Annotated in this window: 21 protein-coding genes; 12 read left to right on the forward strand and 9 right to left on the reverse strand. The window is 71.1% G+C overall.

Annotated features, from left to right (window positions below; genetic code table 11):
* Positions 1–125: 125 nt before the first annotated feature.
* Positions 126–3,608 carry an Ig-like domain-containing protein gene (locus FVP77_RS13800; RefSeq protein WP_147895147.1) on the reverse strand — a complete coding sequence of 1,161 codons (3,483 nt, stop codon included), beginning with the start codon at positions 3,606–3,608 and terminating at the stop codon, positions 126–128.
* 370 nt (positions 3,609–3,978) lie between these two features.
* Here FVP77_RS13800 and ddaH point away from each other — a divergent pair, with 370 nt between their 5' ends.
* Both ddaH and rocD read left to right on the forward strand, forming a co-directional pair.
* On the forward strand, positions 3,979–4,875 hold the full coding sequence (gene ddaH, locus FVP77_RS13805) for a dimethylargininase (RefSeq protein WP_147895148.1): 897 nt from the start codon (positions 3,979–3,981) through the stop codon (positions 4,873–4,875).
* On the forward strand, positions 4,872–6,089 hold the full coding sequence (gene rocD, locus FVP77_RS13810) for an ornithine--oxo-acid transaminase (protein ID WP_147895149.1): 1,218 nt from the start codon (positions 4,872–4,874) through the stop codon (positions 6,087–6,089). The genes ddaH and rocD overlap by 4 nt, the downstream gene beginning before the upstream one ends.
* 44 nt (positions 6,090–6,133) lie before the next feature.
* Here rocD and FVP77_RS13815 read toward each other — a convergent pair whose 3' ends face one another.
* From FVP77_RS13815 to FVP77_RS13825, 3 genes are all read right to left on the reverse strand, one after another.
* On the reverse strand, positions 6,134–7,684 hold the full coding sequence (locus FVP77_RS13815) for a molybdopterin-dependent oxidoreductase (RefSeq protein ID WP_147895150.1): 1,551 nt from the start codon (positions 7,682–7,684) through the stop codon (positions 6,134–6,136).
* A gap of 73 nt (positions 7,685–7,757) precedes the next feature.
* A complete protein-coding gene (locus FVP77_RS13820; protein WP_147895151.1) occupies positions 7,758–8,435 on the reverse strand; it encodes a response regulator in 678 nt (225 codons plus the stop codon).
* The gene (locus tag FVP77_RS13825) at positions 8,432–10,012 is read right to left on the reverse strand and encodes a sensor histidine kinase (RefSeq protein WP_187266944.1); all 1,581 of its coding nucleotides are present in this window, start codon (positions 10,010–10,012) and stop codon (positions 8,432–8,434) included. Before FVP77_RS13825 ends, FVP77_RS13820 begins: the two co-directional genes overlap by 4 nt.
* Before the next feature lie 138 nt (positions 10,013–10,150).
* Between FVP77_RS13825 and FVP77_RS13830 the strand changes: the two genes are divergently transcribed.
* The 5 genes from FVP77_RS13830 to FVP77_RS13850 all read left to right on the forward strand — a co-directional run bounded on the left by FVP77_RS13830 (position 10,151) and on the right by FVP77_RS13850 (position 16,155).
* Entirely contained in the window at positions 10,151–11,584 is a 1,434-nt protein-coding gene (locus tag FVP77_RS13830; protein WP_147895153.1) for a cation:dicarboxylate symporter family transporter, read from the forward strand.
* Positions 11,581–12,438 carry an HpcH/HpaI aldolase/citrate lyase family protein gene (locus FVP77_RS13835; RefSeq protein WP_147895154.1) on the forward strand — a complete coding sequence of 286 codons (858 nt, stop codon included), beginning with the start codon at positions 11,581–11,583 and terminating at the stop codon, positions 12,436–12,438. Before FVP77_RS13830 ends, FVP77_RS13835 begins: the two co-directional genes overlap by 4 nt.
* Positions 12,439–12,609: 171 nt before the next feature.
* A complete protein-coding gene (locus tag FVP77_RS13840; RefSeq protein ID WP_147895155.1) occupies positions 12,610–14,331 on the forward strand; it encodes a circularly permuted type 2 ATP-grasp protein in 1,722 nt (573 codons plus the stop codon).
* Positions 14,325–15,257 carry an alpha-E domain-containing protein gene (locus FVP77_RS13845; RefSeq protein WP_147895156.1) on the forward strand — a complete coding sequence of 311 codons (933 nt, stop codon included), beginning with the start codon at positions 14,325–14,327 and terminating at the stop codon, positions 15,255–15,257. The genes FVP77_RS13840 and FVP77_RS13845 overlap by 7 nt, the downstream gene beginning before the upstream one ends.
* A gap of 52 nt (positions 15,258–15,309) precedes the next feature.
* Positions 15,310–16,155 (forward strand): transglutaminase family protein, encoded by an 846-nt coding sequence (locus FVP77_RS13850; RefSeq protein ID WP_147895157.1) that lies wholly within the window; start codon positions 15,310–15,312, stop codon positions 16,153–16,155.
* Here the strand turns inward: FVP77_RS13850 and FVP77_RS13855 are convergent.
* Together FVP77_RS13855 and FVP77_RS13860 are read right to left on the reverse strand one after the other, a co-directional pair.
* Positions 16,139–16,498: a hypothetical protein gene (locus tag FVP77_RS13855; RefSeq protein WP_147895158.1), complete on the reverse strand. Its 360-nt coding sequence runs from the start codon at positions 16,496–16,498 to the stop codon at positions 16,139–16,141. The two genes, FVP77_RS13850 and FVP77_RS13855, sit on opposite strands and share 17 nt — an antisense overlap.
* Positions 16,499–16,501: 3 nt before the next feature.
* The gene (locus FVP77_RS13860; protein WP_147895159.1) at positions 16,502–16,810 is read right to left on the reverse strand and encodes a hypothetical protein; all 309 of its coding nucleotides are present in this window, start codon (positions 16,808–16,810) and stop codon (positions 16,502–16,504) included.
* Between the two features lie 266 nt (positions 16,811–17,076).
* Between FVP77_RS13860 and FVP77_RS13865 the strand changes: the two genes are divergently transcribed.
* From FVP77_RS13865 to FVP77_RS13875, 3 genes are all read left to right on the forward strand, one after another.
* On the forward strand, positions 17,077–18,675 hold the full coding sequence (locus FVP77_RS13865; protein WP_147895160.1) for an AMP-binding protein: 1,599 nt from the start codon (positions 17,077–17,079) through the stop codon (positions 18,673–18,675).
* A 77-nt stretch (positions 18,676–18,752) separates the two neighbouring features.
* A complete protein-coding gene (locus FVP77_RS13870) occupies positions 18,753–19,430 on the forward strand; it encodes an SDR family NAD(P)-dependent oxidoreductase (RefSeq protein WP_147895161.1) in 678 nt (225 codons plus the stop codon).
* Between the two features lie 97 nt (positions 19,431–19,527).
* Positions 19,528–20,451 carry a spermidine synthase gene (locus tag FVP77_RS13875; RefSeq protein WP_342779757.1) on the forward strand — a complete coding sequence of 308 codons (924 nt, stop codon included), beginning with the start codon at positions 19,528–19,530 and terminating at the stop codon, positions 20,449–20,451.
* A 5-nt stretch (positions 20,452–20,456) separates the two neighbouring features.
* Here the strand turns inward: FVP77_RS13875 and FVP77_RS16865 are convergent, their stop codons facing one another.
* From FVP77_RS16865 to FVP77_RS13885, 3 genes are all read right to left on the reverse strand, one after another.
* Positions 20,457–20,618 (reverse strand): hypothetical protein, encoded by a 162-nt coding sequence (locus FVP77_RS16865; RefSeq protein ID WP_183042298.1) that lies wholly within the window; start codon positions 20,616–20,618, stop codon positions 20,457–20,459.
* A 121-nt stretch (positions 20,619–20,739) separates the two neighbouring features.
* Positions 20,740–21,654, reverse strand: coding sequence for a DUF368 domain-containing protein (locus tag FVP77_RS13880; protein WP_147895162.1), 915 nt, complete (start codon positions 21,652–21,654; stop codon positions 20,740–20,742).
* A 94-nt stretch (positions 21,655–21,748) separates the two neighbouring features.
* On the reverse strand, positions 21,749–23,362 hold the full coding sequence (locus FVP77_RS13885; RefSeq protein ID WP_147895163.1) for a DHA2 family efflux MFS transporter permease subunit: 1,614 nt from the start codon (positions 23,360–23,362) through the stop codon (positions 21,749–21,751).
* A 106-nt stretch (positions 23,363–23,468) separates the two neighbouring features.
* Between FVP77_RS13885 and FVP77_RS13890 the strand changes: the two genes are divergently transcribed.
* The gene (locus FVP77_RS13890; RefSeq protein ID WP_147895164.1) at positions 23,469–24,749 is read left to right on the forward strand and encodes an FAD-binding protein; all 1,281 of its coding nucleotides are present in this window, start codon (positions 23,469–23,471) and stop codon (positions 24,747–24,749) included.
* Positions 24,750–24,860: 111 nt separating this feature from the next.
* Positions 24,861–25,649 carry an IclR family transcriptional regulator gene (locus FVP77_RS13895; RefSeq protein WP_147895165.1) on the forward strand — a complete coding sequence of 263 codons (789 nt, stop codon included), beginning with the start codon at positions 24,861–24,863 and terminating at the stop codon, positions 25,647–25,649.
* Positions 25,650–25,715: the final 66 nt, after the last annotated feature.

Below are 25,715 nucleotides of genomic sequence, written 5' to 3' on the forward strand. Positions count from 1 at the left end.
GCGGTGCACCGTGGGGATGCGTCGCCCGGGCCCTCGGCGCAGAACGGCGTCCGCCCCGGCGGCCGATGCGCGGGAACGCACGCGAAGGGGCGCCGCCTCCGAAGAGACGGCGCCCCGCGGAGCGATCAGGACTCGGAGTCGACCGCCCGCCTGCGACGGATCGCCAGCACCAGGCCCAGGCCCAGCGCGCCGGCCGCGAGGAGCACGAGCGACCCGATGCCCGCGACGCCGGTCGCTGCCAGAGCGCCGCCGGGCTGGCCGCCCGACGTGCCCGTGCCGGCCGGGAGCGGCGACGTGCTCGAGCTCGGTGACGGCGTCGGAGTCGTCTCGCCGCCGCCTTCGGCCGGTGCGGCGACGACCGTCACCACGAGGGCCGTCGAACTCGACGCCGATGCGACGTCGGTGCGGGCGAAGCTCGCGACGAGGGCGTGATCGCCCTCGGGCAGCCCGCCTTCGAGGGTCAGCGTCGCGACCCCGTCCACGACCTCGGCGGTGCCGAGCACGGCGGCGTCGGCACGCGCCGCGGGAGCTGCCTCTTCGGCGAAGGTGACGACGCCATCGGTCTCGGCCCCCGTCACGGTCGCCACCAGAGTGAGCGGAGCGCCGGCGACGAGCTCGCTGTCGGGTTCGACGGCCAGCGTCGTCGTGGTCGGTGCGAGCACCGCCACCGAGGTCTCCTGAATGCGACCGGATCCTGCACCGACCGCGAAGGCGGCCTGTGCCCCGAGTGCGGACTCCTCATCGACCTCGACCGTCGCGACCGCGATCCCGTCGGCGTCCGCGGTGATCGGGTCGAGGACCAGGTCGCCGAAGCCGAACGCCACCGACTCGCCCGAACGGTACCCGGTCGCGGTGAGCGTGAGGCTGTCGCCCGGAGCCACCTCGGTGCTCGACGCGGTGAGCTCGCCCGGGCTTCCGGCTGCGGCGAGCTCGGCGCACGCGTCGCCCTGCACCCCGACGGTCGGCAGCTCCGCGCCGATGCTGATCGCCCCGACGGGAAGCGTCTCCCGGTCGGCGAGCGGGCGCAGTCCGTCGTCCTCGCGTACGACGAGCTGTCCGAAGGCGCCCGCGCCCATCACGGCGTTCGTCGTGTTCGTGACGCTCACCGTGATGCCCATGGCGCCGGCGGGGTAGGGGGATGCGTCGCCGTTGACCGGAACGGTGATCGCCTGGCAGATCTCGCCCGGCGCGAACGACACCCACTGCACGGCCGATGCGACCGTGCTCGCACCCACGACGCTGACCCAGCCCGACACGGCGGTGTCGGCAGGGGCGTCGAGGTACACCGCGACGTCGGCCGTGCTCGGGCCGTCGCCCTCCTCGACGATGGTCGGTGCGACGTTCACCGTGGTCCTCTGCTGGGCGACGGCGTTGCCCAGGGTGGGGGTGTCGAACGCGAGATCCGAGAGGTAGATCCCTCCCGCGCCCGTTCCGTCTGCTCCGACACCCGCCGAGAAGCGGACTTCACGGACATCGGTCAGATCGAGGCCGGTCATCTCGGCCGTCGGGATGGTCAGCTGCTGCAGCACGAACTTGTTGAGCGTCGTGTTGGTGCCGCCGGGCAGGCGATTGATCGCGAGCGGGTCGATGGCGGATGCTGCGCGGGAGAAGCTGTTGCCGGCGCCGTCGATCACGGTGATCGTGAAGTCGGTTCCTGTGGGGACCGTGCGATCGGGGGCCGTCTTGACCGTCAGCTGCGATCGGGTGGAGACGTCGCGCTTGCCGGCCGGAACCGACACGCGCAACTCGCCCGTGCTGGCAGCTGCGGGGTCGGTCGCAGATCCGGTCCAGGTGACGCGGGTGACCGGGGTCGCCGGCACGTTCAGCCCGAAGCGCACGGGCGTCCAGTGCGGAACGCGAGCCGTACCGATCTCACGCGTGGTGCAGTATGGCACGGTCGGGGCGATCGATGTCGCCGTCTCCGCGTTCGCGCACACCTGCGCGGAGGCGTTCCCGGCCGTGCGCACCAGCGTGCTGCTCTTGGCGAAGTCGGTCACGAGGGTCGTCGCGTTCGTGGGCTGGCTGGCCATCACGCGCACGTCGGCGAACGAGGTCGCCGTGGTGGTGGGCTTCGTCGATCCGTCGAAGAGCGGCTGGAACTGCGTCTCACCGCCCATCGTGAGGCGGAAGAAACCCGTCATGTACGACACGCCGACCTGGTACTGCTGCGCGGCGGTGAGGCGCGACGCATCACGGGTGGAGCAGCTCGAGGTGGTGTCGTTGCGGTTCCAGTCGTCGCTCGTCGAGTAGGGGTAGAGCCCCGGCGTCCACACCGTGTTGAAGAAGTTGTGGTTGGCCCCCATGACCCACACGGCCGACCGCATCACGTCATCGCCGAAGGCGTGGCGGGAGTCGTCGATCATGTGCTGCCCCTGCTGGTTCGACACGTCGCCGTCGCAGTAGGGGAGGAAGACGCCCAGGGAGGCGTCGGGGACGGTCATCCGGCCGAAGTCGACGGGCGCCAGCGGCAGCACGGAGATGATGCCGAACGGGTTCTCGAGCCCCTGGTTGAGCGTCGCGGCCGACGTCGCGCCTTCGCCGCCCCGGGAGTGGCCCATGACCCCGACCCGGTCGAGGTCGAAGCGGCCGGTGAGGGCTGCCGCGGTGACGCCCGCGGCCGTCGCGGGCGCGTCGGTCCGGGTGGTCGCGTAGGTCAGCGCCTGATCGAGAGTGCGAGTGGTGGTGGTAGCCGTGCCGTCGGCGTCGGGCCAGGTGATGTCGTCGAAGGCGACCGACTCCCCGGCGTTCGCCTTCTCCAGCATCCCGAGGGTGTCGAGGATGAGCTGGCCGCGGGCCTGTGCCCCGTAGTCGAGAGCGAGCTGGTTGTCGTTCGAGTTGACCGCGTTCGCCGCGATCGACAGCACGTTGTAGCCGTGCGTCGCCAGGGCGCGGCCGGTGCCCTCATATCCCTGGTACGAACGCACGTTGACCTGGTCGGGTCCGCACGGCCAGCGCAGGGGGTTGGCCGTGCCGGTCGCGCACGAACCGTGCCGGCCGTGCAGGAGGATCACGGTCGGCCGTTCGCCCGGCGCGTCCGTGAGGTACATCTTGCCGGTCATCTCACCGCGGATCCCGCTGATGCCGGCGAGCGCGACGGCGCGGTCGCCGAAGTCGTACTCCGCCTCCGTGACGCCGAAAACACCCGGATCGCTCGGCTCCTCGGTCGCCGTCGGGGCGGCCAACCGGCGCAGCTGACTCTCCAGCTCGTCGTTGACCTCCTCGTCGGTCACCTCGGTGGTGCCGCCCTCGGCCGCCTTGTCGCCGTCGCTCGACGCCCAGCCCTTCTCCACCTCTCGTGCGGAGCGCACGGCCGGGTCGCTGGTCAGCGCCGAGAGCGACAGCCCGTCGGCGGATTCGACCGCCAGACCGACGCTCTTGCCGTCGACGACGAGAGTGGGCGCGTCGCTCACGATCGGCAGTGCTTCGTCGAGTTCGTAGGTGACGAGGTAGCCGCCCGGGGCGGTCGTGATCGACCAGTCGTCGCCGGAGGCGACGATCCCGTTCTGGGGCGCGGCGAACGCGGGGGTGGGGCTCAGGATGAGTGCGGGCAGCACGATGGCCGTTGCGACGGCGATCGGACGTGCGCGCGAGGACAGGCGAGTTCTCACGGTTCTCCGGGTGCGACAGGGCACGACGAACAACGGCCGAGCGCTCGTCCTCGAGGAACGAAGACGGCGCCGTCCGTGCGCGGGTGCGGGTGGGTGGGTGCCGGGAGTCGGCACCGATGAGAGGCTATGGATTCGCTACGTGCGACCCGGGGCGATTAACAGGTTGGTAACACGCTTTTAACTGCGCGAGAACACGACCCGCGCGGTGCGGGTGCGGTGCTCGCGCGCGACGAGCGCCGGGGTGCAGAATGGATGCGGCGTGCCCGGGTCTGTCTGTCCCCTTCGCTCTCGTCGAGAGCAGAGGCGGAGAGCCGCCGGGCCCCAGGACAGCGTCCGCCGCCCCTTGCTATACGTGCAGTCGAGGAGCCCCATGTCCACGAACGAAACCGCCGCCCCCGCCGCTCAGTCCGAGCGCATCGCGCAGCACCGCCGGTACCTCATGTGCCGGCCCCAGCACTTCACGGTCAGTTACAGCATCAACCCGTGGATGGAGCCGAGCCGGCCCACCGACACCGACGTGGCGCTGCGCCAGTGGCAGACGCTCTACGACACCTACCTCGCGCTCGGTCACGAGGTCGAGCTCATAGACCCGCTCGAGGGCCTGCCCGACATGGTCTACACCGCCAACGGGGGCTTCCTCATCGACGGCATCGCGTACGGCGCGAAGTTCCGCTTCGCCGAGCGTGCGGCGGAGGGACCCGCCTTCATGGAGTGGTTCCGCGACAACGGCTACACGGTCGCCGAGCCTGCCGAGGTGAACGAGGGCGAGGGCGACTTCCTGCTCGTCGGCGACACGATCCTCGCCGGCACCGGTTTCCGCTCGACCGGGGACAGCCACCGCGAGGTGGGAGAGGTCTTCGGCAAGGAGGTCGTGTCGCTCACGCTCACCGACCCGCGCTTCTACCACCTCGACACGGCGATCTCGGTGCTCGACCCCGTTCAGGGCCCTTCGACAGGCTCAGGGGCCGGCGGAGTGGAGCGGGCGAACATCGCCTACCTGCCGAGCGCGTTCGACGAGGAGGGCCGCGGCATCCTCGCCGAGCGCTACCCCGACGCGATCCAGGTCGACGACGCCGACGGCGCGGTCTTCGGGCTCAACTCCGCGAGCGACGGCCGGAACGTGCTGATCTCGCCCCGGGCGAAGGGCTTCGAGGCCCAGCTCCGCGAGCGCGGCTACAACCCGGTGCTGATCGATCTGTCGGAGCTGCTCCTCGGCGGCGGCGGCATCAAGTGCTGCACGCTCGAGCTGCGCGGAGGCACGCGATGAGCACCTCGACCGACACCGGAACCCTGCGGATCATCACCGCGGAGGACGAGCACCTCGCCCACAACTACCACCCCCTGCCCGTGGTGATCGCGCGGGGCGAGGGCGCCTGGGTCACCGACGTCGAGGGCAAGCGCTACCTCGACCTCCTCTCCGCCTACTCCGCGCTCAATTTCGGGCACGGTCACCCCGCCATCCTCGCGGCGGCGCAGGAGCAGCTCGGCCGCCTCACTCTCACGAGCCGGGCGTACCACAACGACCGACTCGGCCCCTTCGCCGCCGCGCTCGCCGAGCTGTGCGGCAAAGACCTCGTGCTGCCGATGAACACCGGCGCCGAGGCGGTCGAGACGGGCATCAAGGTCGCCCGTGCGTGGGCGTACCGGATCAAGGGCGTCGCCGCAGACGCCGCGAAGATCGTCGTGGCGAACGGCAACTTCCACGGCCGCACGACGACCATCGTCGGCTTCAGCGACGACCCCGTCGCGTACGAGGGCTTCGGCCCCTACGCTCCGGGGTTCGTGCACGTGCCGTTCGGCGATGCCGCGGCGATCGAGGCCGCGATCGACGAGAACACCGCTGCTGTGCTGATCGAGCCGATCCAGGGCGAGGCGGGCGTGATCATCCCGCCCGAGGGGTACCTCCGGGCCGTGCGCGAGCTCTGCACCGCGCGAGGCGTGCTGTTCATCGCCGATGAGATCCAGTCGGGGCTCGGCCGGGTCGGCACGACCTTCGCCTGCGACCGCGAGGGCGTCGTGCCCGACGTCTACCTCCTGGGCAAGGCGCTGGGCGGCGGCATCCTGCCGCTGTCGGCTGTCGTCGCCGACCGCGACGTGCTGGGGGTCATCCGCCCGGGTGAGCACGGCTCGACCTTCGGCGGCAACCCGCTCGCCGCAGCCGTCGGCCTGCAGGTCGTCGAGATGCTGGCGTCGGGGGAGTTCCAGACCCGCGCCGCCGCCCTCGGCGAGCACCTCGCCGAGCGTCTCGACGCACTCGTCGGTCACGGCGTGACGGCGGTGCGCGTCGCCGGCCTGTGGGCGGGCGTCGACATCGATCCGGCCGTCGGCACCGGGCGCGAGGTGGCCGAACGGATGCTGGCGCGCGGCGTGCTCGTCAAGGACACCCACGGCCAGACGATCCGCCTCGCCCCGCCGCTGGTCGTCCGGGGCACGGAGCTCGACTGGGCGGTCGAGCAGCTGCGTCACGTCCTGGCGGCCTGAGGCGCAGCATCCGCTCCTCGCCCGGGCGAGGTCTCGCCGAGGGGTCAACGCACGCTGACCTCGACCGAGTGCCAGCCCGTCGCGCCGTCGGGCACGACGTCGGCACGGTCGGGGGTCTGGGTCTCGCCGTCGGAGTTCGTCGCGCGCACGGTCAGGCGGTGGGTTCCGGATGCGGCCTGCCACGGCAGGCTCCACTGCACCCAGGTGTCATCGCTGATCGCCGACGCCAGGGTGGCCTGCTGCCACTCGCCGTCGTCGATCTGCACCTCGACGCCCGAGACACCCACGTGCTGCTGCCACGCGACCCCGGCGATGACCGTGTCGCCGGCACTGAGCGACGCGCTGCGCCGAGGGACGTCGATGCGAGACTCGAGCTTGATCGGTCCGCGCTCCGACCAGCCGCGATCGGTCCAGTACGAGGTCGCCGCGTCGAAGCGGGTCACCTCCAACTCGGTCACCCACTTGGTGGCCGAGACGTAGCCGTAGAGGCCGGGCACGACCATCCGCACGGGGAAGCCGTGCTCGGTCGGCAGGGGCTCGCCGTTCATGCCGACGGCGAGGATCGCATCGCGCTCGTCGGTGAGGGCCTCGATCGGCGACGACGCCGTGAACCCGTCGATGGAGCGGGACAGCACCATGTCGGCGTCGGCGCTGGGCCGCGCGAGGGCGAGCAGCTCGCGGATCGGGTAGCCCAGCCACACGGCGTTGCCGATGAGGTCGCCGCCGACCTCGTTCGACACGCAGGTGAGCGTGGTGATGCTCTCCTCGAGCGGGAGGGCGAGGAGTTCGTCCCAGGTGATCGTCACTTCCTGCTCGACCATGCCGTGGATGCGCAGCGACCAGTCGGACGTCGACACCTGGGGGACGACCAGGGCGGTGTCGATGCGGTAGAAGTCCGCGTTCGGGGTGATGACCGGCGTGAGCCCGTCGATCCCGAGCTCGGCCCCCGCGGCCACCGCCGGCGCGCGCGAGGCGGGCGTCGGCAGACGGATCGCGTCGCGCGCGGCGGTGACGGCCTGCGCGCCGGCCCGCACGGCGCTGCCGGCGATGGCGAGCACGACACCGGTCGCCGTGACCGCTCCCGCCCAGACGAAGAATCCGCGGCGGCCGGGATCGGCGGGGCCCTCGTCGGTCCGTGCCGCGGCCTCCCGAGACCGCACCGCCGAGCGGGCCAGGTACCGGATCGCGATCGCGCCGATCGCACCGGCCAGGGCGGCGGGGAACCAGGAGGCGACCGAGGCGTCGGGGCGGGTCGCGGCGACGATCGCGCCGCCGATGCCGACGGCGAGCACGAGGAATCGGCCCCAGGGCGGGCGGCGCGCCTCCAGCACCCCGGCGCCGGCCGCCAGGATCGCGGCCACGATACCGATGCCGACGAGGAGCGCGATCTTGTCGCTCGTGCCGAAGAGCGCGATGGCGGTGTCCTTCGCCCACGACGGCGCGAGGTCGATCAGCGCGCCGCCGACCGCGGCGAACGGGCTCGATGCCGGGGCGACGAGTCCCGCGACGAGTTCGCCCGCACCCGCGGCGAGCGCGACCGAAGCCACGCCGGCGAGGGCGGGCAGCAGCGGAGAAGGCCGGGTCACGACGGGCATGCGCTCAGCGTACGTCCGTTGGAGGGACGAGCGGATGCTGCGGTGCGAGCGCCCGGCGGCTTCTCAGGCGGGCTCAGCGCGTCCAGGCGTAGGTGATCTCCGGGCGGCCCGGGCCGCCGTAGCGCGACTCGCGCCGTGCGCGTCCGGTGTCGGCGAGGTGCTCGAGATAGCGGCGGGCGGTGACGCGCGACATGCCCTCGGCCTCTGCCACGTCGGTCGACGACAGGGGGCGCGCGGATCCCCGCACGCGCTCGGCGACGACGGCGAGCGTCTCGTCCGAGAGGCCCTTCGGCAGCGGGGTGGGCGCGGCGCGGAGCGACCCGAGGAGGGCGTCGACCTCCGACTGCGTCGTGCTCCCGGCGGCACGTTCGAGTCCTTCCACGTAGGCGCGGTAGGCCTCGAGGCGCTCCCGGAAGGCGGCGAACGTGAAGGGCTTGATGAGGTAGTGCACGATCCCGGCCGACACCGCCGCGCGCACGTTGTCGGAGTCGCGCACCGCGGTGACGGCGATGACATCGACCCGCGATCCGGCGGCACGCAGGTGGCGGACGACGTCGAGGCCCCCGCCGTCGGGCATCGTCATATCCAGCAGCACGAGGTCGATCGCGCGGGCCCGGTCGGTCAGCGCGGTCAATGCCGCCCGCGCCCCCGCTGCGTGACCGACGACGACGAAGCCCTCGACGCGCTCGACGTAGGCCGTGTGCAGTTCGACGGCGAGGGCGTCGTCGTCGACGACGAGCACCCGGATCACGGTGAGATCCGCCCGACGGTCACGGTCACCGTGGTCGGCGCGGTCGTGATCGAGATGGTCCCGCCCCGCGCCGTGACCACATCGCGCACCAGAGCGAGCCCGACCCCGCGCGACCCGTCGGCGTCGGGATGCTTCGTCGAGGCCCCGAACGCGAACGGGTCGGCGAGGGCGGGGTCGAAACCGCTGCCGCTGTCGGCGACGACCAGCTCGATCAGGTCGGCGCGGGCGTGGAGGCCCAGCCGCGCCCAGGCCGGCTGAGGGCCCGTGTTCGCCGCATCCAGGGCGTTGTCGATCAGGTTGCCGATGACCGTCACCGTCTCGGCGGCGGAGAAGGGCAGGCGCGGTGTCGGCTCGTCGACGTCGAGCTCGAGGTGCACGCCGTGTTCGGCGGCATCGTCGAGCTTGCCGAGCAGCAGTGCCAGCACGACCGCGTCGTCGCTCCCCGCGATCAGACGGTCGGCGAGTCCTTGACGGCCCTCGGTCGACTCGATGATGAGGCGTTGCGCGTCGTCGATGCGGCCCAGTTCGAGCAGGGCGAGCACGGTGTGGAGGCGGTTGCCGTGCTCGTGGGTCTGGGAGCGCAGGGTCTCGGTGAGCTGGCGCACGCCGTCGAGCTCGCCGACGAGCGCCTGCAGCTCGGAGCGGTCGCGGAGGGTCATGACCCGCCCGCGCTGGCCGGCGCGCTGCCCGGTGAGATCGCGCGCCTCCTCCTGGTTCACCAGCAGCACGCGATCGCCGTTGGCGATGGTCTCCTCGACCACGCGTCGCCCGCTCATCAGGGCTTCGCGCAGCGCGGCATCGACCACGAGGTCGGCCGGATCGACGTCGATGAGACCGGACCGTGCGGGCGGCAGATCGAGCAGATCGGCGGCCTCGTCGTTGTACATGCGGATGCGGCCGGACGCGTCGGTGACGATGAGCCCCTCGCGGATCGAGTGCAGCACGGTCTCGTAGTTCTCGACCATGCGGCCGAGCGCGTCGGGGGTCAGCGTGCCGGTCACGCGCCGCGCCGACCGGCGCACGAACAGGGCGCCCAGCACTCCCAGCGCGACGATCGCCGCCGATGCCGCCACGATCACGGGCACGCGGGGCGCGAGCTCGGCCTCGACCGACCCGAGGGTCTCTCCGACCGAGAGCAGCCCCACGATCTCGCCGTCGTCGCGGACGGGCACGATCGTGCGCATCGACGGTCCGAGCGTGCCCTCGTAGATCTCGGTGAGGCTCTCGCCGGCGAGCGCCTCCTCCCGCGAGCCGAGGTACGGGCGGCCGATCTCGGCCGGATCGCGATGGGTCAGGCGCACACCCTCGGGCGTCATGAACGTGATGAACGACACATGGGCCTCGTCCATGACGGCCTCGGCGAAGGGCTGCAAGGCCGCCGAGTCGCGAGCGCGCACGAGCCCCGGGACGCTGGGATCGCGCGAGAGCGTCTCGGCGAGCGCGCTCGTGACCGCGGCCGTCTCGCGCCGACCGGAGTCGGACAGCTGGAACGCGAGGATCGCCGCGAGGGCGCCGGCGAGAACGATTACGGCGGCGAGGGCGGCGAGGGAGAGGCGAGCGCTGAAGCTCAGCTGCATCCATTCACCTCCTCGCCCGGATCTGCCGAGAACAATACGACCACAACTCTGACGGTGCGCCTCGTCGGAGCACAGTCGTTGCATCGCCGGCCCTTCCCGTCGGCGCGACAACGACGTCAGAAAGAGGGATGGACGCTCATGGCCTTCTCACTCCGCACCACTCGCGACGGTCGCATCCCCCGTCGGATCGACCGCAACCACTGGCTGTACATCGCCGTCATCGTGGCCGTGGCACTCGGCATCATCGTCGGCCTCGCCGCCCCCGGCATCGCGGTGCAGCTCGAACCCGTCGGCAAGGCGTTCGTCAACCTCATCAAGATGATGATCGCCCCGGTCATCTTCTGCACGATCGTCGTGGGTATCGGCTCGATCGCGAAGGCGGCCACCGTCGGCAAGATCGGCGGCCTCGCGATGATCTACTTCCTGATCATGTCGTCGTTCGCCCTCGTGATCGGGCTCGTCGTCGGCAACATCATCCACCCGGGCGAAGGTCTCGACATCGGGTCGTCGAGCTACCAGGTGGAGGGTGAGGCGAAGAGCACGACCGACTTCGTGCTCGGCATCATCCCGACCACGTTCTTCTCGGCCTTCACCGGCGGCAGCATCCTGCAGGTGCTCTTCGTGGCCCTCCTCGTCGGCTTCGCGCTGCAGGCCATGGGCGAGCGCGGCGCGCGCATCGTCGAGTCGGTGCGCAGCTTCCAGGTGCTGGTGTTCCGCATCCTCGGCATGATCCTCTGGCTCGCCCCGCTCGGTGCGTTCGGCGCGATCGCCGCCGTGGTCGGCAAGACGGGCGTGCAGGCCATCTTCAGCCTCGGCATCCTGATGTTCGCGTTCTACCTCACCTGCTTCCTCTTCATCTCGATCGTGCTCGGCACGCTGCTGCTCGTCGTGGCGCGGATCAACATCTTCCAGTTGATGAAGTACCTCGCCCGCGAGTACCTGCTCATCGTCGGAACCTCGTCGTCGGAGGCCGCCCTCCCGCGCCTCATCGCGAAGATGGAGCACCTCGGTGTCACGAAGCCCGTCGTCGGCATCACGGTGCCCACCGGTTACTCCTTCAACCTCGACGGCACGGCGATCTACCTGACGATGGCGTCGCTGTTCATCGCCAGCGCCATGGGCCAGCCGATGGCGCTCGGCGAGCAGATCGGCCTCATGGTCTTCATGATCATCGCCTCGAAGGGCGCCGCGGGCGTCACCGGAGCAGGACTCGCGACCCTCGCCGGCGGTCTCCAGGCCTACCGCCCCGACCTCGTCGACGGCGTCGGCGTGATCGTCGGCATCGACCGCTTCATGTCGGAGGCCCGCGCCGTCACCAACTTCACCGGAAACGCCGTCGCCACCGTGCTCATCGGCACCTGGACGAAGCAGTACGACGCCAGCCGCGGCCGTGAGGTGCTCGCCGGGCGCCTGCCGTTCGACGAGGCCATGCTCACCGGCGACGGGCACGGCCCCGCCGTCTCGGCGGCCAAGGACGTGGCCGCCGGCGATGAGGTCACCGTCGACACGCAGGCGCTCGACGCCTTCCGCGCCCGGGCTGCAGCGGGCGCCGCGCCGAAGGGCGACGCGTGAGCTCGACGATCACGAGCGCTGCGGTGGGGGCGGAGTCATCCGCTCCCACCGCGGCGCGGACCGGCGCCGTGGCGTTCACCCACGCGCGCACCTGGCTCCTGCGCTCGCCGCTGATCGCCGCGGCCGAATATCCGGCGGACGTGCTCGTCCTCGATCTCGAGGACGGTCTCCCCGCCGCCCGGAAGGCCGAGGGGCGCGAGAGGGCGCTGTGGATGCTTCTCGGCTCTGCCGCCGGCGCCTGGTTACGCATCAGCCCGCCCGGCACGGCCGACGGCCTCGCCGATCTCGACCTCTGCCGGCGCGCCGGCGACGCCCTCGGCGGTGTCGTACTCGCGATGTGCGGCGGCCCCGACGACGTCGAGCGCGTCTCGGCCGTCCTCGGCGACGAGGTGCCCATCGTGCCGATGATCGAATCGGCGGCGGCGCTCCTGGCCGCTCCCGGGATCGCCGCGCACCCCCGCACCGCGCGTCTCGCGTTCGGCACGGGCGACTTCCGCCGCGACACCGGGATGGCGGCCGATCGGATGGCGCTGGCGTGGCCGCGGGCGCAGCTGACCGTCGCGAGCGCCGCCGCGGGCCTCCCCGGTCCGATCGACGGTCCGTGCGGAGACGTCGCCGCGGCCCGCGACGCCGCCGACCACGCACTGGCGATGGGCTTCACGGGTACGCTCGCCCTCGACCCGGCCGCCGTCGCCGGCGCGCACGCGGGCTTCACCCCTTCTCCGGCGGCCATCGCGCAGGCCCGCGAACTCGCCGAGGCGACTCCCGCGGGCGACGTCGACGGCTCGTACGCCCCGGCCCTCGCCCGGGCGCGCGCCCTGCTGGCCCGCGCCGCCGCGCTGGGCGCTCTCTAGCGCGCAGCATCCAATCATCGTCGAGACGCCGTCGTGTCGCCGAACCGACAGCTGCTTGACGCAGGGTGCAAGTCATCTCGGCGAGACGACACGGTCTCGACGCAAGAGAGGGGCCCCCGGATGCTGCGGGGCGAAACAATGCCGCAACACGGGCGGGGATAGGCTCAGGGGATGGGCGACCTGTTCGACGGATACGGCTCCACGCTGGCGCCGCGCAAGACGGCGTCGGGGGTACCCGCCTTCGACGAGATGTTCGGCCACCCCGCTCATCCCGGTGAGGCGGCCGAGTCGCGCACCGCGTACCGCGAGCTCTATCAGGCGCTCGCGAAGATGACGCAGGAAGAGCTGCGCGGTCGCACCGACTCGCTCGCGAGCTCGTACCTCGCGCAGGGCGTCACGTTCGACTTCGCCGGCGAGGAGCGCCCCTTCCCCCTCGACGCGGTGCCGCGCGTGATCACCTACGACGAATGGTCGAAGGTCGAAGCCGGCGTCAAGCAGCGGGTCAAGGCGCTCGAGGCGTTCCTCGACGACGCCTACGGCCACCAGCACGCCGTGCGCGACGGCGTCATCCCCGCGCGTCTCATCTCGTCATCGCAGTACTTCTACCGCCAGGCCGCGGGTATCCGCAGCGCGAACGGCGTGCGCATCCAGGTCTCGGGCATCGACCTCATCCGTGACGAGAACGGCGAGATGCGGGTGCTCGAAGACAACGTGCGCGTGCCCTCGGGCGTGAGCTATGTGATCTCGAATCGCCGCGTGATGGCGCAGACCCTTCCCGAGCTCTTCGTCTCGATGCGCGTGCGCCCCGTCGGCGACTACCCGAACAAGCTCCTCGCCGCCCTGCGTGCCTCGGCCCCGCCCGGGATCGAAGACCCGAACGTCGTCGTGCTCACCCCGGGTGTGTACAACTCGGCGTACTTCGAGCACACACTGCTCGCGCGTCTCATGGGGGTCGAGCTCGTGGAGGGGCGCGACCTGCTCACCGCCGGCGGCAAGGTCTTCATGCGAACCACCCGCGGTCCGCAGCGCGTCGACGTCATCTACCGTCGTGTCGACGACGAGTTCCTCGACCCGCTGCAGTTCCGCGCAGACTCGATGCTCGGCGCCCCGGGTCTCATGCTGGCCGCACGCCTGGGCAACGTCACGATCGCGAACGCGGTCGGCAACGGCGTCGCCGACGACAAGCTCGTCTACACCTACGTGCCCGACCTCATCCGGTACTACCTGGCCGAGGAGCCCATCCTCAAGAACGTCGACACGTGGCGCCTCGAAGACCCCAACGCGCTCGAGGAGGTGCTCGACAGGCTCGACCAGCTCGTGGTCAAGCCCGTCGACGGGTCGGGCGGCAAGGGGCTGGTCGTCGGGCCCGATGCGTCGCCCTCCGAACTCGAGAAGCTGCGCAAGCGCCTCCTCGCCGATCCGCGCGGCTGGATCGCGCAGCCGGTGGTCATGCTGTCGACGATCCCCACTCTCGTCGAGGACGGCATGCGTCCGCGCCACGCCGACCTGCGGCCCTTCGCGGTCAACGACGGCGAAGACGTCTGGGTGCTGCCGGGCGGACTCACCCGCGTCGCGCTCCCCGAGGGGCAGCTCGTGGTGAACTCGAGCCAGGGCGGCGGATCGAAGGACACCTGGATCGTCGGCGGATCGGCCCCGGGCCACGTCGAGTACGGGCAGGGCGTCGGACTCGCCGGGCTCGTCGCCGATCAGGCGGCGACGGTGACCGAGGCGATCCCGATCATCTACGACGGACAGCCCGCGCCGGTCGTATCGCCGCACGACCGCCCTCTCTCGCGCAGCGAGCAGCAGGAGCAGCAGCAGCAGTCCGACCCCGAGCACGGTCCGCAGGCCGAACAGCAGCAGCAGCAGGCGCAGGACGGTGTCGGATGCTGAGTCGCATCGCAGAATCTCTGTTCTGGATCGGGCGCTACATCGAGCGCAGCGACGGCACCGCGCGCATCCTCGACGTGCACCTGCAGCTGCTTCTCGAAGACCCCTGGATCGACGAGGACACCGCCTGCCGCTCGCTGCTGAGCGTGATGGGCTCCGCCCAGCCCGAGGGTCTCGAGCACGTGCGGCGCGAAGACGTGCTGCAGCGCCTGGCGATCGACCGCATGAACCCGGCGAGCATCTCGTACGCCCTCACGGCCGCGCGCGAGAACGCCCGACGCGCGCGCGAGATCGTCTCCACCGAGCTGTGGGAGACCCTGAACACCTCGAACTCGCGCATGCCGCGGCGCCTCCAGACCGAGAAGGTGTCGGAGTTCTTCGGCTGGGTGCGCGAACGCGCCGCCCTCGCCGTCGGCATCGTCGACTCCTCCACCAGCCGTGACGAGGCGTGGCAGTTCTTCACCCTCGGGCGCAGCATCGAACGGGCCGATATGACGGCGCGGCTTCTCGCGACGCGGTCGCTCACCGAAGCATCCGGGCCGTCGTGGACCACCATCCTGCGCTCGTGCGGGGCGTACGAGCCGTACCTGCGCACCTACCGCGGCATGCCCAGCGCGCACAACGCCGCCGAGTTCCTGCTGCTCGACCGTCTCTTCCCCCGCTCGATCATCTACTCGATCCAGCGCGCGGAGGAGTGCATGAGCCTCATCGACCCGCGCGCCGATCGCGTCGGGCACTCGAACACGGTGCTGCGGGCGCTCGGGCAGATCCGCAACGACCTCGAGTACAGCCCCATCAGCGACGTGCTCACCGAGCTGCCGCACCACATGAAGCGAGTGCAGAAGGTGACGCGCGAAGCATCAGAGGCGATCCGCCAGCGGTTCTTCCCGACGCAGGCGGAGCCCAGCTGGATCGGAGAGATCTCGTGATGGTTCGACAGGCTCACCAACCGGGGCGGCCCCCCCACGGGCGGGGGCAGGCATGAAGAGACTGCGCATCGAGCACTCGACCGGCTTCTCGTACCAGGGCGACGTGTCGGCCTCGTACAACGAGGCGCGGATGCTGCCGGTCTCGACCGACAGTCAGTTCGTGCTGAGTTCGTCGCTCGACATCGACCCCTCGACGTCGGTGAATCAGTACATCGACTACTTCGGCACCCGAGTAAGCGCTTTCGACGTGCTCTCGCCCCACGACGACCTGAGCATCACCGCTCGTTCGCTCGTCGAGGTGCGACCGCGGCCGATCCAGCACGTCGACCTGACGTGGGAGTCGCTGGCGACCGAGGCCGAACGCTCGATCGCGACGGTGGAGCAGCTCACGCAGACGGCACGCACGCGGCCCCATCCCGAGGTCGCGGAGATCGCCCGATCCATCGCCGGTCAGCACGATCACCCGGGCACCGCGGCGCACGCGATCGCCGAGGCCCTCGGCGACGCGGTCGAGTACATGCACGGCGTGACCAGCGTGCTCTCCACGGCTCACGAGGCGTGGGTCGCGCGCAAGGGCGTGTGCCAGGACATCGCGCACATCACCCTCGGCGCACTCCGCGAGGTGGGGATCCCCGCCCGGTACGTCTCGGGTTACCTGCACCCGCGCCCGAACGCCGAGGTAGGCGTGGCCGTGACGGGCGAGTCGCACGCGTGGGTGGAGTGGTTCGCCGGAGACTGGCAGGGCTTCGACCCCACGAACAACATCGAGATCGGCGATCGTCACGTGCTGGTGGGTCGCGGGCGCGACTACAACGACGTTCCGCCGCTGCGCGGCGTGTACGCCGGTCCGTTCAAGTCGGCGCTGAACGTGAAGGTGACGATCACCCGCGAGATGTGAGCGGGCGGAGCGTGTCGTCGCTCGCGGGGAAGCCGACCGCGTAGAAGACCTGGGGCGCGGTCATGTCGCCCCCGTCGTCCTTCTTCACGCGGATGCCGGCGGGTGAGACCTCTGCGATCCTCACGCGCAGCCACGAGCCGTCGTCCAGTCGCATCTCGTGGGGGTCGGCGAGGTAGCCGATCCCGAGCTCGTCGAGGGTCTCCTCCGCCAGCATCCAGTCGACGATTCCGGTGCGTGGGCGCCCGAGCAGGTCGATAGCGACGAACCCGTCGTCGGCGGGCCTGATCCACCCCACGCGCTCGCCGTCGTCGGAACGGCGGCGCTCGATCCCCTCGGCGTCCACGGGTCAGGCCTGCATGTGTGCGGGAGGTGCCGAGCGGATGCTGCCACGGAGGAACGGCAGCCACGGAGCCCGGTACACGAGCGAGCGGTCATCCGTGGAGAGCGTGAGCTCCGCCTGCCCGAACCGCCAGACGCGGTTGAAGAGGAAGATCGCGACGGTCGCGCCGTCGCTCGGCACCTGCCACGTGCCGAGGCCCCACTGGGTCGGCTGGCCGCGCCCGTCGAGCACGAGGGTCGGGCGCACGCCCGCGTAGAGCGCGAACCAGGGCTTGCGCAGGGTCAGCTCGATGCGACGGGTCGTCGGGGCGGTCATCCCGCCGACGTTACGGGTCTCGTCGCGCGAGTGCCAGTGCGAGCCTCCACCCCGAGAACACGACCTCCGCCCGAGAGCACGGCGTGCGTGCGTCCTCAACCCGTGCGCTCGGGCGCTCGCCGTGCGCTCGGGGGAACGCTCGGCGTAGGGATCGGCACGCCGTGGGCGCAAGGGGTTTCCTCGGACGGCGAATCGGGTGAGAGTGGAGCATCCAGCCGCCGCCCGTGGGCGGTGACGAGTTCGCGACGAAGCGAGAGGTGCTCCGCATGTTCACCAGCCCCTACGACGCCCTCGACATCCCCGATGTCGGAGTCTACGAGTACCTGTTCGCATCGCTCGACGACTCCGACCTCGACCGTGTGGCGCTCATCGACCCGCAGACCGGCTCCGAGACGACCTACGGCGAACTGCGCGGCCAGGTCGAGGCGTTCGCGGGCGCTCTCGCCCACCGCGGTGTCGAGGTCGGCACCGTCGTCGCCATGCTGTGCCCGAACGTGCCCGCGTTCGCGACGGTGTTCCACGGGGTGCTCCGTCTCGGAGCCGTCGCGACGACCATCAACTCGCTCTACACGGCGCACGAGATCGAGGAGCAGCTGCGTGATTCGGCGGCCACGTGGATCGTCACGATCTCGCCGCTCCTCGAGCACGCCGCCGAGGCGGCGCGGGCCGTGGGCATCCCCGACGAGCGGATCATCGTGCTCGACGGCGCCGATGGGTACTCCGATCTGCGGTCGCTTCTCGCCGAAGGGCGGACGGCGCCCGCCGTGTCGTTCGACCCGGCCACCCACGTCGCGGTCCTCCCCTACTCCTCGGGCACGACCGGAATGGCCAAGGGCGTCATGCTCTCGCACCGCAATCTCGTCGCCAACGTCGAGCAGTGCCGCATCGCGATCGACCTCGGGCGCGACGATCGCGTGCTCGCGGTGCTGCCCTTCTTCCACATCTACGGCATGACGGTGCTGCTGAACCTCGCGCTGCGCCAGCGGGCGAGCCTGGTGACGATGCCCCGGTTCGATCTCGTCGAGTTCCTGCGCAACATCCAGGACCACCGCTGCACGTTCCTCTTCATCGCCCCGCCCGTGGCGGTGGCGCTCGCCAAGCACCCGGTCGTCGACGACTTCGACACCTCGAGCGTGCACACCGTCTTCTCGGGCGCCGCCCCGCTCGACGGCGAGACCGCGCGCGCCACCGCGCGCCGCTTGAGGGCGCGCGTGCTGCAGGGGTACGGCATGAGCGAACTGAGCCCCGTCTCGCACGCCACGCCGTTCGACCGTGACGACGTGCCCGAGAGTGCGGTCGGGGTGCTGCTGCCGAACGTCGAGGCGAAGCTCGTCGACGTCGACTCCGGCGACGAGATCGACGACCACGGCGCCGACGGGCTCACCGCTCCCGGCGAGATCTGGGTGAAGGGGCCGAACGTCATGCTCGGCTACCTCAACCGGCCCGATGCGACCGCCGAGACGATCGACGCCGACGGCTTCCTCCACACCGGCGACATCGGCGTGCATCACGTCGACGGCTACTTCGCGATCGTCGATCGGCTGAAGGAGCTGATCAAGTACAAGGGCTACCAGATCGCACCCGCCGAGCTGGAGGCGCTGCTGCTGTCGCATCCGAAGGTCGCGGATGCCGCGGTCATCGGTGTCTCCGACGACGACGGCCAGGAGGTGCCGAAGGCATTCGTCGTCGCTGTCGCGGGCGCCGACCTCACCGAGGACGACGTCGCCGGCTTCGTCGCCGAGCAGGTCGCACCGCACAAGAAGGTGCGTCGCGTGGAATTCATCGACGCGATCCCGAAGTCGGCCTCGGGCAAGATCCTCCGGAAGGATCTGCGGGCCCGCGAGAAGGCGGCCGCCGCCCGCTGACCACGCGCTCGATCGATCGAGGACCGGGTCGGGCGGAAGGCGTAGCCTCGACAGGTCGATCGAATCTCGGAGGAACCATGGATCTGGCCCTGAACGGACATGTCGCCCTCGTCGTGGGTGGCGCCGGCTACATCGGCAGCGCGGTGGTCGACCGTCTCCGCGCCGAGGGCGCCACCGCGCTGAGCGCGGGACGCAACGGCGGAGACGTGGTGATGGATGCTGCGGACGACGGCTCGGTCGCCTCCGCCGTCGCCGGCGTCGTCGCCGAGCACGGCCGCCTCGATGCGCTGATCATCACGGCGGCACCGGCCGCGCAGACTCTCGACCCCGCGCTCTCCAACGACCCCGCCGACGTGCTCGCCGCCGTCGACGGCAAGGCGATGACGTTCCTGCGCGCAGCGAACGCCGTGCTGCCGATCATGCGCGAGGCCGGATACGGCCGTGTCGTCGGCATCGCCGGACAGAGCGCCCTCGTCACGGGCGACGTCCGCGGATCGATCCGCAACGCGGCGCTCATCATCGCCGCAGAGAACCTCGCCGACGCCTGCGCCGGCACGGGGGTCACGGTGAACGTGGTGAACCCGGGCCGGGTGACCGACGAGCCCTCCGCAGACGTGCAGCCCGGTCGCGGCGGCGAGTCGTCGCCCGCCCAGATCGCCGATCTCATCGCCTTCCTCGTCTCGCCGCTGGCCGCCGCCGTCTCGGGCGAGTCGATCGCGGTCGGGCATCGGGTGCGAGGGGTCACCCACCTGTGACCGCGCGCGGCCTCGGCCGCAGCATCCGACCCCGACGAGGCCGGGTAGCCTCGTGCGAAGGCGCGCCCTCCTGCGCGCGCCGGAGATCGAGGCACCCGTGAGCGCACGATTCGAGGAACTCGACTGGCAGGACACCCGGATGGGCGAGCTGACCCTCAGGCGGCGAGCCGACCCCGCGACGGGCGAGCAGATCTACGAGGTCAAGCTCAAGGACGAGTACCTCATGTCGAGCCTGTTCACGGTCGCCGAAGAGGAGCTCGCCACCCTCGGTCTCGCCGCCGCGGCAGGGAGCGACCTGCGCGTGCTCGTCGGCGGGCTCGGACTCGGATACACGGCCGCGACCGCCCTGATCGATGCGAGGGTCGGGAGGCTCACCGTCATCGACGCCCTTCCCGCGGTGATCGGCTGGCATGAGCGGGAGCTGCTCCCCGTGTCGGCGCAGCTGGTGCGCGACGAGCGGGTCTCGCTGGTGCACGACGACTTCTTCGCGGTCGTGCGGCGTGCGCCGGGTTCCGAAGATGTGCGATACGACGTCATCCTGCTCGACGTCGATCACTCTCCGCGACACACGCTCGATCCGTCGCACGCCGATCTCTACACGGCAGCCGGACTCGAATCGCTCGCTCGCCATCTCGCCGACGGCGGGGTCTTCGCTCTCTGGTCGGACGACCCGCCCGACACCGATTTCCTGTCGACCCTCTCGTCGGTCTTCGATGACACGAAGGCGCACGTCGTCGAATTCGCCAACCGGCTCACCGGCGGCACGTCGTCGAACACCGTCTACGTCGCCGCACGGCGGCCTTCTGCGGCCCGACGTACGCTGAACGGATCGTCGAACGAAGGGGCCACCGTGTCAACACCCGCGGATCACGTCGAACCGCACCACATCCCCGAGCCGGGCGAGCCGAGCGTGCCCGAGATCGAGGTCGACGAGACGATCGCGCCTCGCCCGGAGGAAGAGGTCGCCGACGTGGCTCGCGCAGAACCCGACGTCGGCGACCACGCTCCGTCGGCAGGCTGAGACCGCTAGTCGGCCTGCTCGTCCTCTTCCGGTTCGAACGTGGAGGCGGTGCCGGTGTGTCCGGCGGCCACGCCCCCGAGCTCGTTCGGAATGGTGCCGTCCTTGCCCAGGCCGTCGGGCTTGACGTCGCCGTCGGGGTCGTTCTTCGAATGGTCGTTGTCGCTCATGTCGAACTCCTTCGTAGGACTGCCCAGCGTGCGCCATTCCCCGTGGCGCGTCGACCCTTCTGTCGAATCGGGCGGAGCCTCGTAGAATGACGGCCGCCGTGACGTACGGGCCTCGCGCCGGTCAGCGGGGAGATCGCCCGTCGGCGAGCCGGTACTGCATGGCGACCAGGGCGAGCACGACCGCGGCGCCGATCGCGGTCAGGGCGATCACGCCCCAGAGATCGTCGCCGGGGGGAAGGGCCGAACCGGTCGAGTCCTGCCACGGCCAGAGCGCGCGCAGCGAACCGGCCATCAGCCCGGTCGCCACGGCGAGCGTGACCGCGGGATGCTTGTCGAGCAGCATCCTGAGCAGTCCGACGAACGAGCCCAGCCCGACGACCGCTCCGATCGCGAAGGCGAGAAGGTAGGGGAGGTTGCGGTCGTTCACGGCGGCGAGGGTGGTCTCGTAGAGGCCGAACACGAGAAGCAGGAACGACCCCGACACCCCGGGGAACACCAGCGCGCAGATCGCGACCGCCGCGGCCAGCGCGACGAGCACGAGCGGGGGATCGGCGACCTGCCCGGCGGGGAGGCCGCTGAGGACGAACGACGCGGCCGCGGCGAGGGCGGCCACGAGCACGAGCCGCCACGACCAGGCCCGGCCCACCATGCCGATCGGCACGAGGAGGGACGCGGCGATCAGCCCGGCGAAGAACGCGCGCGTCTCCACGGGGTTCTCCGCGACGAGCGGTGCGAGGATGCGTGCGCCCGCGATGACGGCGACCACCATCCCGATCAGGACCGGCACGACGATGCGCCACGTCACGGCGCGGAAGTGCTCCATCGCGCGGGCGGGGCCCCGGCCGCGGAGCACGTCGGTGAGCGCGAGTGCGCCGCGCACGACGTGGCTCGCCGAGGCGATCAGGGTCGAATACACCCCGACGATGAGGGCGACCGTGCCCCCGCTCACTCCGGGGATCACCTCCACGACGCCGATGAGGGAGCCCCGCAGCACGTCGACGGCGGGTCGGAAGGAGGCGGCACGCGGAGCAGGCATAGCCTCCCACCCTACGTGGGGGGGGCGAATGCGTCCGGAGTCGGGCGAGCGGCGGAGCGGTGTGAGGGGCCGCGGGGCCGGTAGCCAGGCCGCGCTACGGGCGGTCGGAGGGCTCGGCCTCGTCGCGGCGACGGGTGGGGGCGGATGCTGCGGACCCGAGCGAGATCGTCGCGAGGAGCCCCAGAGTGAGGAAGCCCGCGGCGGTGAAGGCCGCGGCCCGGGTGCCGTCCGAGAACGCCTCCTTCGCCGCATCCGCGACCGCGCTGCTCTGCCCGGAGGCCTCCAGCCCAGCGATCGCCGCGCCGGCGCTGTCGACCACCGACGAGACGATCTGGTCGCTCTGCGTCTCGGGGATCCCCTGGTCGGCGAGAGAAGCGCCGAGGATCCCCGCGGTGCTGGAGTACAGCACCGTTCCGAGCACCGCGACGCCGAGTGCCGCGCCGAGCTGTCGCGCGGTCGACTGCGTGCCGGAGGCCTGGCCGCCTTCCGACGGCGGAACGTCGGCGAGCACCACGCCGGTCAGCTGCGCGGTGGCGAGTCCGACGCCGAGGCCGTACACGAAGAGGAAGGGAAGCAGCGGCACCCACGACGCATCCGGGCCGATCACGACGGCGATCCCGGCGACGCCCACGATCTCGGCGGCGAGGCCCGCTCGCACCACCCAGACGGGGGCGACGCGACCCGAGAGCGCCCCGGCGACGCCGCTCGCCACGAAAGAGCCGATCGCGAGAGCGAGCAGGATGAGGCCGGTCTGGAGCGCATCGAACCCGATCACGAACTGCAGCCACAGGGGGAGGGCGAGGATGATGCCGAACTCGCCGAGCGAGACGACCATGGCGGCGATGTTGCCGTTGCGGAACGAGGTGATGCCGAACAACCCGAAGGCGAGAAGCGTCGAACGGCCGCGGCGTCGGCGGTGCAGGCCCCAGGCGATGAACGACACGAGCCCGAGCAGCGCGACCGCGAACGCGATCGGCACCGGCGAGAGCTGCCACGGCCAGGTGAACCCGCCGAGGGTCGGCACGGTGTCGACGAGCCACCAGCCGTAGGTGCGACCCTCGATGAGACCGAAGACGAGGGTGCTCATGGTGACGACCGAGAGCACCGCGCCGATGCCGTCGATGCGCTCCGCGCGGTCGCTGCGCGACTCGGCGACCGTGAGCAGCACGCCGACGACGATGATGATGCCGAGGGGGATGTTGATGCCGAACGCCCACCTCCACGAGAACGCGGTCGTCAGCCATCCGCCCAGCAGCGGCCCCACGGCGGCCATGCCGCCGATGGTCGAACCCCAGACGGCGAACGCGATGCCCCGCTCGCGGCCGCGGAAGGTCGCGTTGATCAGCGACAGCGTCGTCGGGAGGATCATCGACCCGCCCACGCCCTGCACGAGACGGGAGAGGATGAGCAGTCCGCCGGTGGGGGCCAACGCGGCGGCCACGGACGCCACGACGAAGATGACGACGCCGACCAGCAGCATCCGTCGTCGCCCGAAGCGGTCGGCCAGGCTGCCGAAGACGAGGAGCAGCGAGGCGAAGACGAGGGTGTAGGCCTCCTGCACCCACTGCACCTCGGTGGAGGAGATGCCGAGGTCGTCGACGATCGACGGGATGGCGACGTTGACGATCGTGGAGTCCACGATGATCAGCGAGACGGCGATGCTGATGAAGACGAGCCCGACCCAGCGGAGCTTCGACGAATTCGACATATCGCTAGATTATCTAGCAATATCACCGGAGGCGAGTGCGTCTTGCTGTGAGGTTGTTCTGTCCGGGACGACCTCGACTCCCGCGCCGCGCGGATAGGTTGTTCGCATGGACAAAGGCACGCTCGCTCAGGCCGAACCCGAGAAGAACTGGGCCGGCACCTACGCGTACCGCGCCGCGAACCGGGCGCGCCCCCGCGACCTGGACGAGCTCGTGCGGCTCGTGCGTGAGGGCAGTGGCAGGCTCCACGCCCTCGGCACGAGGCACTCGTTCACCGATCTGCCCGACACCGACGGCACGCTCATCGATCTGACGTCGCTCGACGGCGGCATCGAGATCGACGGCGCCGCGCGCGCCGTGCGAGTACCCGGCGGCACGCGCTACGGCGTGCTGGCGCAGGCGCTTGAGGCCGAAGGATGGGCGCTGCGCAACATGGGATCGCTGCCGCACATCAGCGTCGCCGGCGCCACCGCGACCGGCACCCACGGATCGGGCAACGGCAACGCCGTGCTCTCGACCGGCGTGCGCGCGCTCCGCTACGTCGGTGCCGACGGCGAGGTCCGCGACGTCCGCCGCGGAGACCCCGACTTCGACGCGCTGGTCGTCGGCCTCGGCGCGTACGGCATCGTGACCGAGGTCGAGCTCGACATCGTGCCGACCTATCGCGTGCGGCAGGACATCTACGACCACGTCTCGTGGGACGCCGCGCTCGCCGACCTCGACGCGGTCACCGGCGCGGGATACAGCGTGTCGGTCTTCACGCACTGGGACGACGACGAGGTCGGCTACGTCTGGGTGAAGACGCGCCTGGCCTCCGACGACGACGATGTTCCCGCCACGCTCCTCGACGGGGCGATCGTCCATGACGACTCGCCGCTCGGCAGCCACGACAACGTGACGGAGCTCGGCGGCATCCCGGGGCCGTGGATGCTGCGGCTCCCGCACTTCCGTCTCGACCGCGAGCCGTCGTTCGGCGCCGAGATCCAGACCGAGTACTTCGTCGACCGGTCTGTCGCACCTGAGGCCCTCCGCGCGGTGCGGGCCCTCGCACCGATGATCCGCCCGCACCTCGTCGTGAGCGAGCTGCGCACCGCGGCCCGCGACGGTCTCTGGCTGAGTCCGGCGTACGAGCGCGACGTGCTCGCCATCCACTTCACGTGGCACGACCGCGCCGCCGATGTGGCCGGGGTCATCCCGCACATCGAGGCGGCGCTCGCCCCCTTCGCCGCGCGCCCGCACTGGGGCAAGCAGCACGCCTTCGACGCCGAGCGGATCGCGGCGGTGCACCCGCGCATCGCCGACGCGCGGGCCGTCTTCGAGCGCCTCGACCCCGCGGGCCGTTTCGTCAACGCGCATCTCGAACGGGTCGGCGCCCGCCTGCCCCGCTGACTCCTGCCCGCGGTGCCCTTTTTCCGCCGACAGTGGCCGCATTTTCGGGCACGGACGGCGAGAACGGGCACTTTCGCTGTGCGGAAAGGCGTGCGCCGCCATACTGGGAGGGTGACGACGGAGCACGCGGGGCCTCAGGACGCATCGGCGCGTTCGGTGATCGACCGGGCCTTCACGATCCTCGGAACCTTCCAGGGCGGGCGGGTGCGTCAGACGCTCTCCGAGATCAGTCGTCGCACGGAGTTGCCGATCGCGACCTGCCACCGCATCGTGCAGCGCCTCACCGAGTGGGGCGCGCTCGAGCGTGAGACCGAGGGGCGGTACCGCATCGGTCTGCGGCTGTGGGAGGTCGCCTCGCTCGCGCCGCGCGCCGTCGGCCTGCAGCGCCTGGCGCGGCCGTACATGCAGGACCTGTACGAGACGACCGGCTACGCCACCCATCTCGCCATCCGCGAGGGCAGCGAGCTGATCTCGATCGAACGGTTCCAGAGCCCGCGCCGCCCGGCCCGCCGCCCCCTGGTCGGCAACCGCTACCCGATGCACGCGACGGCGATCGGGCAGGTGCTGCTCGCCCACGCGCCCGAGGAGGTCAGGACCGAGGTCGTCGAGGGAGACCTCGAACAGTTCACCCCGCGCACCTACACCGATCGCGAGACGCTCAACCGCGTGCTCGACGACATCCGCCGCAGCGGTTACGCCGTGAGCGACCGGCAGGTAGACAACATCCACGTGAGCGTCGCCGCACCGGTCTTCGGCGCCGACGCGACGGTGATCGCCGCGGTCTCGCTCGCGCTCACGGAGCAGGACGTCGACGGCAAGAACATGATCCACCTGGTGCGCCTGACGGCCACGTCGATCTCGCGCGCGCTCGGTGCGGCGGGCTTCGGCGAGACCCCCTGACCCCGCCCCGCCCCAGCCCCCCGCTGAGAGTCCAGAACACCCGGACACTTCGCCCCCGGCGCCCGG

Source organism: Microbacterium hatanonis, assembly GCF_008017415.1.
Lineage (GTDB): Bacteria > Actinomycetota > Actinomycetes > Actinomycetales > Microbacteriaceae > Microbacterium > Microbacterium hatanonis.

What these genes read in the sequence shown, in the direction of transcription:
- ddaH (WP_147895148.1), top strand. Translation starts at nt 3,979, where the DNA reads ATGTCCACGAACGAAACCGCCGCCCCCGCCGCTCAGTCCGAGCGCATC.
- rocD (WP_147895149.1), top strand. Translation starts at nt 4,872, where the DNA reads ATGAGCACCTCGACCGACACCGGAACCCTGCGGATCATCACCGCGGAG.
- FVP77_RS13815 (WP_147895150.1), bottom strand. Translation starts at nt 7,684, where the DNA reads ATGCCCGTCGTGACCCGGCCTTCTCCGCTGCTGCCCGCCCTCGCCGGC.
- FVP77_RS13825 (WP_187266944.1), bottom strand. Translation starts at nt 10,012, where the DNA reads ATGCAGCTGAGCTTCAGCGCTCGCCTCTCCCTCGCCGCCCTCGCCGCC.
- FVP77_RS13830 (WP_147895153.1), top strand. Translation starts at nt 10,151, where the DNA reads ATGGCCTTCTCACTCCGCACCACTCGCGACGGTCGCATCCCCCGTCGG.
- FVP77_RS13840 (WP_147895155.1), top strand. Translation starts at nt 12,610, where the DNA reads ATGGGCGACCTGTTCGACGGATACGGCTCCACGCTGGCGCCGCGCAAG.
- FVP77_RS13845 (WP_147895156.1), top strand. Translation starts at nt 14,325, where the DNA reads ATGCTGAGTCGCATCGCAGAATCTCTGTTCTGGATCGGGCGCTACATC.
- FVP77_RS13850 (WP_147895157.1), top strand. Translation starts at nt 15,310, where the DNA reads ATGAAGAGACTGCGCATCGAGCACTCGACCGGCTTCTCGTACCAGGGC.
- FVP77_RS13860 (WP_147895159.1), bottom strand. Translation starts at nt 16,810, where the DNA reads ATGACCGCCCCGACGACCCGTCGCATCGAGCTGACCCTGCGCAAGCCC.
- FVP77_RS13865 (WP_147895160.1), top strand. Translation starts at nt 17,077, where the DNA reads ATGTTCACCAGCCCCTACGACGCCCTCGACATCCCCGATGTCGGAGTC.
- FVP77_RS13870 (WP_147895161.1), top strand. Translation starts at nt 18,753, where the DNA reads ATGGATCTGGCCCTGAACGGACATGTCGCCCTCGTCGTGGGTGGCGCC.
- FVP77_RS16865 (WP_183042298.1), bottom strand. Translation starts at nt 20,618, where the DNA reads ATGAGCGACAACGACCATTCGAAGAACGACCCCGACGGCGACGTCAAG.
- FVP77_RS13880 (WP_147895162.1), bottom strand. Translation starts at nt 21,654, where the DNA reads ATGCCTGCTCCGCGTGCCGCCTCCTTCCGACCCGCCGTCGACGTGCTG.
- FVP77_RS13885 (WP_147895163.1), bottom strand. Translation starts at nt 23,362, where the DNA reads ATGTCGAATTCGTCGAAGCTCCGCTGGGTCGGGCTCGTCTTCATCAGC.
- FVP77_RS13890 (WP_147895164.1), top strand. Translation starts at nt 23,469, where the DNA reads ATGGACAAAGGCACGCTCGCTCAGGCCGAACCCGAGAAGAACTGGGCC.